The organism is Modestobacter marinus, from assembly GCF_019799945.1.
Taxonomy (GTDB): Bacteria; Actinomycetota; Actinomycetes; order Mycobacteriales; family Geodermatophilaceae; genus Modestobacter; species Modestobacter marinus_B.
The window spans coordinates 68,906-81,584 of the sequence record NZ_JABGCH010000017.1; the positions used below are offsets into that span (position 1 = coordinate 68,906).

Here is a 12,679-nt window from a genome sequence, read left to right on the forward strand (position 1 = left end):
CTTCCTCACTGTCCGTAGACGTTCTGGTAGCGCGCGTACAGCGAGTCGACGTCCGCCTGCGCGATGGGGAGCGGCTCGCCGAGCTGGCGAGCGAAGTGCACGGTGCGGGCGACGTCCTCGGTCATCACCGCGGCCTTGACCGCGGCCTTCGCCGAGGGGCCGATGGTGAAGACGCCGTGGTTGCGCATCAGCACCGCCGGCGACCGGGAGCCGGTGAGCGTCTCCACGATCCCCCGGCCGATCGAGTCGTCGCCGATCAGCGCGAACGGGCCGACCGGGATCGACCCGCCGAACTCGTCGGCCATCGCGGTGAGGACGCAGGGGACCTCCTCCGCACGCGCCGCCCAGGCGGTCGCGTATGGGCTGTGCGTGTGCACCTGGCCGTTGACCTGCGGCATGTGCCGGTACACGTAGGCGTGCGCGTCGGTGTCGCTGGAGGGCCGCTTCACGCCGTCGACGGCGTTGCCGTCCAGGTCGCAGACGGTGATCCCCTCCCAGGTCAGCTCGTCGTACTCGACGCCGCTGCCCTTGATCACGAACAGGTCCTCCCCGGGGACCCGCTCCGAGACGTTGCCGGAGGTCCAGGTGACCAGCTGGTAGCGGGTCAGGTAGGAGTGCAGCGCGGCGACGTGCTCGCGCTGCGCGCGGTGGGTGCCCTGCTCGGTCGGGGTGCGGGTGGTGGCGGTCATGCCGGCTGCTCCTCGGTCAGTGCGGCGGGGGTCGTACCGATGTCGGCGGTCTGCGGCTCGGCCCGCCGGGAGCCGATCCCCACGTGGTCCACGGCGGCCCGCTGGACCGGGAGCGCGGCGACGTACCGCTGCATGAAAGCGTCGAAGCCCGCGACGTCGCTCGGGTCGGGCTCGGCGGTCTGCAGGCTCGTGCCGGTGAAGACCGTGGTGTCCAGGTAGTCCACCAGGCTCTGTCCCGGCGAGCGCCCGGCGGCGAAGGCAGCCAGGACGGCGATGCCCCAGGCACCCCCCTCCGCAGCGACGTCGCCGACGGAGACCGGGGTGTCGATCGCCGCAGCCAGGAAGCGCTGCGCCACTCCCTCGGTCTTGAACAGGCCGCCGTGCGCGAACATCCGGTCGAGCCGCACGCCCTCGGTCTTCTGCAGGACGTCCATGCCGATCCTCAGCGTGGCCAGGGACGCGAACAGGTGCGTCCGCATGAAGGTGCCGAGATCGAGCCTGCTGTCCGGGGACCGCAGGAAGAGCGGCCGGCCCTCCTCGAAGTCGGTGATCGGCTCCCCGGAGAGGTAGTTGTAGGCGAGCATCCCGCCGCAGTCGCTCGCACCGTCCAGAGCGGCGGTGAAGAGGGTTTCGAAGACCTTCGACGGGTCGACCTCGGCGCCCAGCGCCCGGGCGAACTCGGCGAACAGCCCGGACCACGCGTCCAGTTCACTGGCCCCGTTGTTGCAGTGCACCATGGCCACCGGGTCGCCGGCCGGCGTGGTGACCAGGTCCAGTTCGCGGTGCACCTGGGCGAGCTCCTGCTCGAGCACCACCATGGCGAAGATGCTCGTCCCGGCGGAGACGTTGCCGGTGCGCGGAGCGACCGAGTTGGTGGCGACCATCCCCGTGCCCGCGTCACCCTCGGGGGGACACAGCGGGATGCCGGGGCGCAGCCGCCCGGTCGGGTCGAGCAGCTGGGCACCCGCTTCGGTGAGCGCGCCGGCCGGCTGGCCGGCGAGTGCGATGCCGGGCAGCAGCTCGGCGAGGGTCAGCCCGACCCCGGCCTCGGCAGCCAGCTGGTCGAACCGGGTCAGCATCGCGGTGTCGTACCCACCGGTGACGGCGTCGATCGGGAACATGCCGCTGGCATCCCCGATGCCGAGGACCTTCTCGCCGGTGAGCTGCCAGTGCACGTAGCCGGCGAGGGTCGTCAGGTGGTCGAGCCGACCGACGTGCTCCTCGCGGTCCAGGACAGCCTGGTAGAGGTGCGCCACGCTCCACCGGTGCGGGATGTTGCAGCCGAACTCCGCGCTGAGCCGCTCGGCTGCCCGACCCGTGTTGGTGTTGCGCCAGGTGCGGAACGGCGCGAGCAGCTCACCGTCGGCGTCGAACGCGAGGTAGCCGTGCATCATCGCCGACACGCCGAGCGCACCGACTCCTGCCAGTTCGACCCCGTGGCGTCGCCGCACGTCCTCGGCCAGGGCCGAGAAGCTCTGCTGCACGCCTGACCAGACGGCTTCCAGCGAGTACGTCCACAGCCGGTCGACGAACTGGTTCTCCCAGTCGTGGCTGCCGACGGCGAGCGGAGCGTGATCCGGACCGATCAGCACCGCCTTGATCCGGGTCGAGCCGAGCTCGATCCCCAAGGCCGTGCGACCCGAGGTGATCGCTGCGCCAGCGTCCATCGTCATGTCAGGAGCCCCTTCCGCCCACCGGTGACAGGCCTGGTCTCAGCGATCCGGTCGACTGGAGGACGCGGCACCAGGGAGATGTTAGCGCTAACAAGCCCGCCGTCAAGTCCTGGAGGCCGGGCCGGTGGAGTCCCGGACGACGAGCAGCGGTTGCACCGGCTCCAGTTCCCGGACCGCGCCGTTCAGCCGGCACAGCACCAGCTCGACCCCGCGGCGGCCCAGCTCGGCGAAGTCCTGGCGCACGGTGGTGAGGGGCGGTGTGTAGAAGGCGGCCTCGGGGACGTCGTCGAAGCCGACCACGCTGACCTGCCCGGGCACCGAGATGCCCTCGCCGTGCAGCGCGTTGAGCAGCCCGAGCGCCATCTGGTCGTTGGCCAGGAAGACAGCGGTGACGTCCTCGCCCCGCAGGCGGGCCGCGGCGAGCCGGCGGCCGACCGCATGACCGGCCGCCGCCGTCCAGTCCCCCTCGATGGGCTCGGGGACCGGCGCGCCGGCGCGGACGAGCTCCCGGCGCCAGCCGCGCAGGCGCCCGCGTGCCTCCAGCGAGTCGACCGGGCCGGAGACGTGGTGCACCGTCCGGTGCCCGAGCTCGAGCAGGTGCCGGGTGGCGAGCTCGGCCCCGAGCTCCTGGTCGACCCAGACGGTCGGGTGGTCCTCACCCCGGCCGACCTGGACGGCGATCAGCGGCACCGGCGCCACGAACCGCCGCAGCGCGTCGACGGCCTTCCCGTAGGTGGACAGCGCGACGACCGCGTCCACCGACTGCGCCACCAGCCGGTCGACCGCATCCCGCATCGCGCTGGCGCTGTTCTCGTCGAGGATGGTCACCCCGAGGGAGTAGCCGGCCGAGCGTGCGGCCTGCTCGAGCCCCAGCAGGGTCTGCGCCGGGCCGTACTGGTTGATGTGCGTGGCGACCAGACCGATCGCCCGCGACGAACCGGTGACCAGGGCGCGGGCGGCCGTGTTGGGCCGGTAGCCCAGCTCGGCGATGGCCCGCAGCACGCGTTCCCGGGTCGCCGCGGCGACGTTGGGATGGTGGTTCACCACCCGCGAGACGGTCTGGAGCGACACCCCGGCCCGGGCCGCGACGTCTGACAGGCCCAGCGGCCGTGTCGCCCCCTGGGTCAGCACGGTCTCCCCCTTCACAGGAGGCGGCCCCGATGCCGCCCCCTTCCCGGGGACGGCCCCGGTGCCGCCCCCCTCCGGTGGTCCCGCCGCAGCGGTCAGCGGGACGAGCCCGCGCGCCGCTTGTTGTAGACGTCGAACGCGACGGCGAGCAGGAGCACGAGCCCCTTGATGACCGACTGGATCGACTGGTCGACGCCCATGAGCTGCATGCCATTGCTCATCACGGCCATGATCAGACCACCGACCATGGCGCCGACCACGGTCCCGACGCCACCGGTGACGGCCGCGCCGCCGATGAAGGCGGCGGCGATCGCGTCGAGCTCGAACATGTTGCCGGCGGCCGGCTGGGCACCGTTCGACCGGGACGAGTAGATGATCCCGGCGACGGCGGCGAGGAAGCCCATGTTGACGAAGATCCAGAAGTTGACGACCTTCACCTTGACGCCGGACAGCGTCGCCGCGGCCAGGTTGCCACCGATCGCGTACACCTGACGGCCGAAGACCGACCGGCTGGTGATCACGCCGTAGGCGATGATCAGCACGGCCAGGATGATCAGCACGATCGGCAGGCCGCGGGCGTGCGCCAGCTGCCAGGCGAAGTACATGACCACCAGGCCGACCGCGACGATCCGGGCGACGAACAGCGGGAAGGACTCGACCGGCTGCTTGTAGGTGATCCGCGCGACCCGGGTGCGGAACTGGCTGAACGCGTAGCCGGCCACCGCGATGCCACCGATGAGCAGGGTGAACGCGTCGTAACCCTGGCCGCCGATCAGACCGTTGAGGAAGCCGCTGGCGACCTTCTGGTATTGGGGCGGGAAGGGCGAGAGCGAGATGTTGTCCAGGACCTGCAGGGTCAGCCCGCGGAAGAGCAGCATGCCGGCGAGGGTCACGATGAACGCGGGGATGCCGATGTAGGCGACCCAGAACCCGTGCCAGGCACCGACCACCAGACCGACGGCGATCGCGGCCAGCATGCCGACCCACCACGGTGCACCGTTGCGGATGACCAGCACGGCGGAGACCGCACCGGTCAGCGCCACCACCGAGCCGACCGACAGGTCGATGTGCCCGGCGATGATCACGATGACCATGCCGATGGCCAGGACCAGGATGTAGGAGTACTGCAGGACGATGTTCGTGATGTTGCCGGGGCTCAGCGAGGTGCCCCCGGTCAGGATCGCGAACAGCGCGATGATGGCGACGAACGCCACGTAGATCCCGCTGGTCCGCAGGTTGCGGCTGATCAGCGCGCGGATGTCACTGGTGCCGCTGTGCAGCGCGGCGGCGGTCGCGGCCTCGCCCGTCCCGGCGGTGTCGGCGCCCGGGTCGGCCTTGGGGGGCACGGTCCTGGTCATGCTGCGAGCTCCCTCTCCTTGGTCATGAGCGCCATGAGGCTCTCCTGCGTGGCCTCGCGCACCGGCTGCTGACCGGTGATCCGGCCCGCCGAGAGCGTGTAGATGCGGTCACAGATGCCGAGCAGCTCGGGCAGCTCGGACGAGATGACGACGACGGCCTTCCCGGCCGCCACCAGCCGGTTGATGATCGTGTAGATCTCGTACTTCGCCCCGACGTCGATACCTCGCGTGGGCTCGTCGAGGATCAGCACGTCCGGGTCGGTGAACAGCCACTTGGACAGCACGACCTTCTGCTGGTTACCGCCCGAGAGCTTGCCGACGATCGAGGACACGCTGGGCGCCTTGATGTTCATGCTGCGCCGGCTCTCCTCGGCGACCTTGGTCTCCTCGTTGGAGTTGACCCAGCCGCGGCGGGCGAGCTTGGAGAGGGCGGCGGCCGACACGTTGCGCCGGATGTCCTCGATCAGGTTGAGGCCGTACTTCTTGCGGTCCTCGGTGGCGTACGCGATGCCGTGGTCGATGGCCTCGGCGACGCTGCGGGCCTTGACCTCCCGGCCGTGGATGAAGATGCGGCCGCTGACGTCCCGGCCGTAGGAGCGGCCGAAGATGCTCATCGCGAGCTCGGTGCGCCCGGCGCCCATGAGGCCGGCGATCCCGACGACCTCGCCGGCGCGCACGTCGAAGCTGGCGTGGTCGACCACCAGGCGGTCCTGGGTGGCGTGCTTGACCGTCCAGTCCTCGACCCGGAGGACCTCCTCGCCCGGGTGCGACTCGCGCTCGGGGTAGTAGGACTCCAGGTCACGGCCGACCATGCCGCGGATGATGCGGTCGGTGTCGACCGCGGGGTCCGCCATGTCCAGGGTCTCGACCGTCTGGCCGTCCCGGATGATCGTGGTCTGGTCGGCGATCGCGATGATCTCGTTCAGCTTGTGCGAGATGATGATCGAGGTGATGCCGCGGTCCCGCAGCTGCCGGATCAGGCCCAGCAGGTGCTCGGAGTCGGTGTCGTTCAGCGCCGCGGTGGGCTCGTCGAGGATGAGCAGCTTGACGTCCTTGGAGAGCGCCTTGGCGATCTCGACCAGCTGCTGCTTGCCGACACCGAGCTGGCCGACCGGGGTCACCGGGTTCTCGTGGAGCCCGACCGATTCCAGCAGCTCGGCCGCGTCGGCGTTCGCCTTGTTCCAGTCGATGAGCCCGTTGCGGCCACGGCGCTCGTTGCCCAGGAAGATGTTCTCCGCGATGGAGAGGTAGGGCACCAGGGCGAGCTCCTGGTGGATGATCACGATGCCGGCGTGCTCGCTGTCCCGGATGCCCGAGAACTTGCAGACCTGGCCGCCGTAGAGGATCTCGCCCTCGTAGCTGCCGGCCGGGTAGACGCCGGAGAGGACCTTCATCAGCGTCGACTTGCCGGCGCCGTTCTCGCCACAGATGGCGTGCACCTCGCCTCGATGCACGGCCAGGCTGACCTCCGACAGCGCCTTGACGCCGGGGAAGGTCTTGGTGATGGAGCGCATCTCCAGGATGTAGTCGTCCATGGACTCCGTCGTCCTCGCTCGTCGCGGGATGTGTGGGGGAAGTGTGCTCCCCGCGGGAGCGCGGGGCATGTGGTCCCGGGCGATCCCCTCGACGGGCGGGTGACCGGGGCCCACGGGGTGTTCCCGGCCGGCCCGGCAGAGAGCTGCCGGGCCGGCCGGGACCGGGGCTCAGATCAGTCCGACTGGCCCTTGGCGACCTCGTCGGCCGTCCAGTAGCCGGTGTCGACCAGCGCGGACTGGATGTTCTCCGCGTAGACCGTCTCGACCGGGAGCAGGTACGAGGGGACGACCTTGACACCGTTGTCGTAGGTCTCGGTGTCGTTGGCCTCCGGCTCGTTGCCCTCGAGGTACGCCGTGGCCGCCGTGACGGCCTGCTCGGCCAGCAGACGGGTGTCCTTGAAGACGGTGCTGTCCTGGACGCCGTCGGCGATCAGCTTCACCGAGGCGATCTCGGCGTCCTGACCGGTGACGATCGGCATGGGGTTCGGCTGGGCGTCGATCGTCGGGCCGTAGCCGGCGTTCTGCAGGGCGGTGATGATGCCGCGCGAGAGGCCGTCGTAGGGCGACAGGACCCCGTTGACCTTCGAGCCGTCGTTGTAGCTGGAGGTCAGCAGGTCCTCCATGCGCTTCTGCGCGGTCTCCTGCTGCCACCGCAGCGTCGCGGCCTGCTCGATGTCCGTCTGGCCCGACTTGACGACGAGGACGCCGCTGTCGATGTGGGGCTGCAGGGTGTCCATCGCGCCCTGGAAGAAGAAGTGCGCGTTGTTGTCGTCCAGCGAGCCGGCGAACAGCTCGACGTTGAACGGACCCGTGGCGGTGCCCTGCGAGCCGTCGGGGTTCAGGACCCCGAGGCCGGTGAGCAGCGCGGTGCCCTGGGCGACGCCGACCTTGTAGTTGTCGAAGCTGACGTAGAAGTCGACGTTCTCGGTGTCGCGGATCAGCCGGTCGTAGCTGATGACCGGGATGTTCGCGTCGGCCGCGGCCTGCAGCTGGCTGCTCAGCGCGGTGCCGTCGATGGCGGCGACGATGAGCAGGTCGGCGCCCTCGGTGATCATCTGGTCGATCTGCTGCGACTGGGTCGGGATGTCGTCGTTGGCGTACTGCAGGTCCACCTGGTAGCCGGCGCCCTCCAGCTGCTCCTTGACGTTGTTGCCGTCGGCGATCCAGCGCTCCGACGTCTGGGTCGGCATGGCCACACCGATGGTGAGGTCCTCGGGAGCGGCGTCCGCGGTGTCGGACCCGCCGCTGCCCGCGCCGCCTCCGCCGCAGCCCACCAGCCCGACCGCCAGCGCCGCACCCAGGGCGGTCATCCTGAGCTTGCTGCTCACTGAACATCTCCTCCTCGAGACATCTGCCGCCCGATGGCGCAGGCCCGCAATCAATGCGGGCGGGACAGTGTGAACGTTAACAAGGTGATCACGTCAACCCCCGAGGGCGAAGTTCACCGTCACGGTCCTGTAACGGCCCGTTCATTGGCGCGGCCTGCAGCGGACCCGCCCCGTGCGGCGCTGCGGAGCGTGGGCGGCAGCTGGGCGCAGCGCAGTGCCGCGGGACGCCTGCCCGCCCCGGGGGACCGGTGGATCGTGACGCCGGTCACTGGCACCATGCCGCCATGCGCGGGCTGATGCAGGACGTCCCCCTGACGATCGACACCATCTTCCGGCACGCCGAGCAGCACCACGGCGACGTCCCGATCGTCACGAACGGCCCCGGCGGGAAGACGCGCTCGACCTACGCCGAGTGGGCCGACCGCACCCGGCGGCTCGGCGGCGTCCTGGACACCCTCGGGATCAGCGCCGACGGACGGGTGGGCACCTTCGGCTGGAACAGCCAGCGCCACCTGGAGCTGTACTTCGCCGCGCCCTGCACCGGCCGGGTGCTGCACACGCTGAACGTGCGGCTCTTCCCCGAGCAGCTCACCTACATCGCCAACCACGCCGAGGACGAGGTCGTCTTCGTCGACCGCACGGTGCTGCCGCTGCTGTGGCCGCTGATCGACACGATGAAGACCGTCCAGCAGGTCGTGGTCATGGACGACGGCGGCGACGCCGAGGTGCCCGACGACCCGCGGGTGCTCGACTACGAGACGCTGCTGGCGGGAGCCCAGCCGGTCGACTTCGCCGTCCGGGACGAGAACGCGGCCGCGTCGATGTGCTACACGAGCGGTACCACCGGCAACCCCAAGGGCGTCGTCTACTCGCACCGCTCGACGGTGCTGCACACCATGGCGGTGATCTCACCCAACGGGTTCGGCATCGGGGTGGACGACGTCGCGATGCCCGTCGTCCCGATGTTCCACGCCAACGCCTGGGGGATCGCCCAGGCGTCCCCGGCCGCCGGCGCGGCCATGGTCTTCCCCGGCGCGATGATGCAGCCGCAGGCGCTGGCCGACCTCATCGTCGACGAGGAGGTCACCTTCACCGCCGGCGTGCCGACCATCTGGCAGGGCGTGCTGCCGCACCTGGCCGGCCGCGAGCACCGGCTGCGCAAGATCGGCTGCGGCGGCTCCGCCGTGCCACCGGCGCTCTCGCGGGCCTACCAGCAGCAGGTCGGGCTGCCCATCTACCAGGCGTGGGGCATGACCGAGACGCACCCGGTCGCCTCCGGGAGCACGCTGGCCCGCCGCTACGCCGACGCCGACGAGGAGACCAAGACCGCCCAGCGCGCCCGGCAGGGGATCCCGCTCTTCGGCCTGGAGGCGCGGATCGTCGAGGCCGGCACCATCGACGAGCGGCCCTGGGACGACGTCGCCACCGGTGAGCTGCAGGTGCGGGGGCCGTGGTGCGCGAAGGACTACTACAACCCCGACGCCGGGGTGGAGCTGTCCACGCCCGACGGCTGGATGAGGACCGGCGACGTGGCCGCCCTGGACGCGTTCGGCAGCATCCGCATCGCCGACCGCACCAAGGACCTGATCAAGTCCGGCGGCGAGTGGATCTCCTCGGTCGACCTGGAGAACGCGATCATGAGCCACCCGGCGGTCGCCGAGGCCGCGGTGATCGCCGTCCCGCACCCGAAGTGGGCCGAGCGGCCGCTGGCCTGCGTCGTCCTCAAGTCCGGGGAGACCGCGACCGAGCAGGAGATCCTCGACCACATCGCCCCGCAGGTCGCCAAGTGGTGGCTCCCGGACGCCGTGGAGTTCATCGACGAGGTGCCCAAGACCAGCGTCGGCAAGTTCTCCAAGAAGGACCTGCGCACCCGCTTCGCCGAGTACCCCGCGAAGGACTGAGGGCAGAAGTGGCCACTTCTGCCCTCAGGGGTCAGACCACGTAGGGCGGGCGGCCGTTCTCGCTGACCATGTCGCGGCCGGCCGCGTCCCACGCGCCCATGCCGCCGCCCACGTTCACCGCGTCGTAGCCGTTCTGGTTCAGCCAGACCGCGACCCGGGCGGAGCGGCCTCCACCGCGGCACATCACGTACAGCGGATCGCCCTCGGGGATCTCGTCGAGCCGGGAAGGCACTTGACCCATGGGGATGTGGGTGGCGCCGGCGACGTGCCCGGCCGTCCACTCCTCGTCCTCGCGCACGTCCAGCACGACGGCGTCCTGCGGCACGTCGGCGGCGGGCACCGTCGGGATCTGTTGCGGCATCATCACGCGATCCATCGTGACACGCGGGGGGAACGGGCACCGGCGCTGACAGGATGGAGCAGATGTCCACCGCTCCGCTGCCGGTCCGGGAACCCGTCTGGCAGCTGTCCCGCTCGGCGATCGCCCTGTGGGTCACCCAGGGGGTGATCGGCACCGTCGTCTACGGGCTGCTGGCGGCGGCCTTCGTGCTGTTCGTGCCCACCGGGGACGGCTGGCTGGAGGCGGCGCGCTGGGCGGTTCCGGCGGTGGTGGCCTGCTACGGCGTCGTCGCCGTCTTCGTGCGGCCGCGGCTGCGGTACCGGGTGCACCGCTGGGAGGTCACCGGGGAGGCGGTCTACACGCTGACCGGCTGGCTCACCCGCACCTGGACGCTCGTCCCGATCTCCCGGGTGCAGACCGTCGACGTCACCCGGGGTGTGGTGCAGCAGCTGTTCGGGCTGGCCACGGTCGCGGTGCTGACCGCATCGTCCCAGGGCACCGTGCGCATCCCGCACCTGGAGGTCGACGTCGCCCGGCGGGTCGCCGACCACATCTCCCGGCGGGCCGAGCAGGTCCGCGACGAGGCGACGTGACTGAGCCCGGGCCCGCGGGCCGCCGCACCTCGCCGCGCGTGCTGCTGGTGCACACGATCACCTTCCGGCAGGCGCGGTCCCTGGTGCCCGTCGCGCTGGCGGTGTTCGCCGGGCGGGGGTTCGAGGGCGGGCCGGTCACCGTCGCCGTCCTCGCCGTCGCCGTGACCGTGCTCTCGCTGCTGTGGGCCGCGCTCACCTGGTGGCGGTTCAGCTACGACCCGGGGCCCACCGCGGTGGTCGTCACCCGCGGCCTGCTGTCCCGGTCGGTGCGCACCGTGCCGAACGACCGCATCCGCGGCGTGGAGATCGAGGCACCCCTGCTGCACCGGCTCTTCGGCCTGGTCCGGGTCCGGATCGACGCCGCCGCCGGGTCGGTCGCCGGAAAGGACGAGGAGCTACTGGTCGACGGCGTCACCCGGGACGAGGGCGACCGGCTGCGCGCGCACCTGCTCGCCCGCCGCGCGGTGGTGCCCGCCGAGGCGACCGGCCGGCACGCCGCAGCGGAGCCCGAGGAGGAGGAGCTCCCCCGCTTCCTGAACCGGTGGCTGCTCTACTCGCCGCTGGTCGGCAGCTACCTGGTGGTGCCGCTGGCCGCGGTCGGCGCGCTGTTCCGGCTGCTCGACGAGCTGCCCGACCGGTACGTGCCGGAGCTCGCCCCCGACCTCGCCCGCCAGGACGTGCTCGACGGCTGGTTGATCGCCGCGGTCGTCGCCGCCGGGTTGCTGCTGCTCGCGCTCGGGTCGATCGCGGGCAGCGCGGTGGTCAACTGGCGGTTCCGGCTGCTGCGCCGCGGCGGGTCGCTGGTCGCCGAGCGCGGGCTGATCACCCGGCGGCACACCGACCTGGAGGTCGACCGAATCCGCGGCTGCGCGGTCAGCGAGGGCCTGGGCATGCGGCTGGTCGGCGCCGCGCGCTCGACGGCGCTGGTGACCGGGCTGGGGGACGCCGCCCGCCGCGGCCAGCTGCTGCCCCTGGGACCGCGGGACCGGGCCTGGCTGCTCAGCGACCTGCTCGTCCCCTCCCCAGGTCCGCTGCGGCCGCACCCGCCCGCGGCGCTGCGCCGCCGGCTGGTGCGGGCCCTCACCCCCGGTGTCGTCGTCCTGCTCGCCGGGGCGGTGCTCAACGTGACGAGCGGCTGGTGGCCGCTGCTGCTGGCCGGCGCGGTGCTCACCCTGCTCGGCTGGCCGGTCGGTCACGCCCGTTACACCGCCCTCGGGCACGCCGCCGGCCCGCGGACCTTCGCCGTGCGCTCCGGATGGCTGGTGCGGGAGCACGTGGTGCTGCAGCGCCGCGCGGTCGTCGGGTGGCAGGTGCAGCAGAGCGCGGTGCAGCGGCGGGCGGGCCTGGCCACGGTGCTGGCCTGCGTCGGCGCGGGCCGCGGCGGCTACGCGGCGATCGACATGGCCGCCGACGACGTCGTCGACTTCGCCGAGGCGTCCTCCGGGCCCTGGGCGGCCACCCTCCGCGGCTGAGTCGCGCCAGGATGGCGCCGTGCCCATCGACGCCGAGGACCTCGACCGCCTGCTGCCCGACCTGGACGACGCTCCCGGCCCGGAGCTCGCGGGCGGCGGCACGGCCGACGGTCTGCGTTTCGCCGGGCTGGAGCTGCGCGGGGACGCGACCGGCGCCCGCTTCCTGGAGTGCCGCCTGGAGGACTGCTCGGTCGAGGACGTCGGGTTCGACCGAGCGCGGCTGGCCACCTGCCGGCTCACCGGCCTGCGGGCCAGCACCTGGTCGCTGGTCGACGCCACGATGCTGGACGTGGTGCTCACCGGTGGGCGGTTCGGCGCGCTGACCGCGCACGGCGCCGAGCTCACCCGAGTGCTGCTGCAGGACGTCGTGGTCGACTACCTGGACCTGCGCGGCACCACGCTCGTCGACGTCGTCCTCGCCGGCTGCACCCTCCGCGAGCTCGACCTCGGCGGCGCGGACCTCCGCGACGTCCGGCTGACCGGCTCCACGATCAACACGCTGGTGCTCGAGGACAGCCGCTGCCGGTCGGTGGACCTGCGGGGCGCCGAGGTCACCCGGCTCGACGGGGTCGCCGGTCTCCGGGGCTGCACGATCGACACCACCCAGCTGACCGGCTGGGCCGCCGGGCTGGCGGCCGAGCTGGGCATCACGGTCGGCTGAG

11 protein-coding genes are annotated in these 12,679 nt (G+C 71.7%); 4 read left to right on the forward strand and 7 right to left on the reverse strand.

From position 1 onward, the window contains the following. Positions 1 to 5: 5 nt before the first annotated feature. From HK417_RS14855 to chvE, 6 genes are all read right to left on the reverse strand, one after another. Entirely contained in the window at positions 6 to 689 is a 684-nt protein-coding gene (locus tag HK417_RS14855) for an L-ribulose-5-phosphate 4-epimerase (RefSeq protein ID WP_222267769.1), read from the reverse strand. Next, positions 686 to 2,362 (reverse strand): xylulokinase, encoded by a 1,677-nt coding sequence (locus HK417_RS14860; RefSeq protein WP_222267772.1) that lies wholly within the window; start codon positions 2,360 to 2,362, stop codon positions 686 to 688. The genes HK417_RS14855 and HK417_RS14860 overlap by 4 nt, the downstream gene beginning before the upstream one ends. 102 nt (positions 2,363 to 2,464) lie before the next feature. Then, a complete protein-coding gene (locus tag HK417_RS14865) occupies positions 2,465 to 3,493 on the reverse strand; it encodes a LacI family DNA-binding transcriptional regulator (RefSeq protein ID WP_222267774.1) in 1,029 nt (342 codons plus the stop codon). A 92-nt stretch (positions 3,494 to 3,585) separates the two neighbouring features. Beyond that, a complete protein-coding gene (gene mmsB / locus HK417_RS14870) occupies positions 3,586 to 4,848 on the reverse strand; it encodes a multiple monosaccharide ABC transporter permease (protein WP_222267776.1) in 1,263 nt (420 codons plus the stop codon). Then, positions 4,845 to 6,383, reverse strand: a complete 1,539-nt coding sequence (gene mmsA / locus HK417_RS14875) for a multiple monosaccharide ABC transporter ATP-binding protein (protein ID WP_222267778.1) — start codon at positions 6,381 to 6,383, stop codon at positions 4,845 to 4,847. The genes mmsB and mmsA overlap by 4 nt, the downstream gene beginning before the upstream one ends. A 173-nt stretch (positions 6,384 to 6,556) precedes the next feature. Further along, a complete protein-coding gene (chvE, locus tag HK417_RS14880) occupies positions 6,557 to 7,711 on the reverse strand; it encodes a multiple monosaccharide ABC transporter substrate-binding protein (protein ID WP_222267780.1) in 1,155 nt (384 codons plus the stop codon). 284 nt (positions 7,712 to 7,995) lie between these two features. On the opposite strand from chvE, the gene HK417_RS14885 reads away from it, so the two are divergent. Beyond that, the gene (locus HK417_RS14885; RefSeq protein ID WP_222267782.1) at positions 7,996 to 9,612 is read left to right on the forward strand and encodes a long-chain fatty acid--CoA ligase; all 1,617 of its coding nucleotides are present in this window, start codon (positions 7,996 to 7,998) and stop codon (positions 9,610 to 9,612) included. A gap of 31 nt (positions 9,613 to 9,643) precedes the next feature. Here the strand turns inward: HK417_RS14885 and HK417_RS14890 are convergent, their stop codons facing one another. Beyond that, on the reverse strand, positions 9,644 to 9,976 hold the full coding sequence (locus HK417_RS14890; RefSeq protein ID WP_222267862.1) for a rhodanese-like domain-containing protein: 333 nt from the start codon (positions 9,974 to 9,976) through the stop codon (positions 9,644 to 9,646). 59 nt (positions 9,977 to 10,035) lie between these two features. Here HK417_RS14890 and HK417_RS14895 point away from each other — a divergent pair, with 59 nt between their 5' ends. The 3 genes from HK417_RS14895 to HK417_RS26495 are packed head-to-tail and all read left to right on the forward strand — an operon-like array spanning position 10,036 to position 12,678. Beyond that, the gene (locus HK417_RS14895) at positions 10,036 to 10,545 is read left to right on the forward strand and encodes a PH domain-containing protein (protein ID WP_222267784.1); all 510 of its coding nucleotides are present in this window, start codon (positions 10,036 to 10,038) and stop codon (positions 10,543 to 10,545) included. Further along, on the forward strand, positions 10,542 to 12,017 hold the full coding sequence (locus HK417_RS14900; protein WP_222267786.1) for a PH domain-containing protein: 1,476 nt from the start codon (positions 10,542 to 10,544) through the stop codon (positions 12,015 to 12,017). The genes HK417_RS14895 and HK417_RS14900 overlap by 4 nt, the downstream gene beginning before the upstream one ends. Positions 12,018 to 12,036: 19 nt before the next feature. Then, positions 12,037 to 12,678, forward strand: coding sequence for a pentapeptide repeat-containing protein (locus HK417_RS26495; protein ID WP_222267788.1), 642 nt, complete (start codon positions 12,037 to 12,039; stop codon positions 12,676 to 12,678). Position 12,679 lies beyond the last annotated feature (1 nt).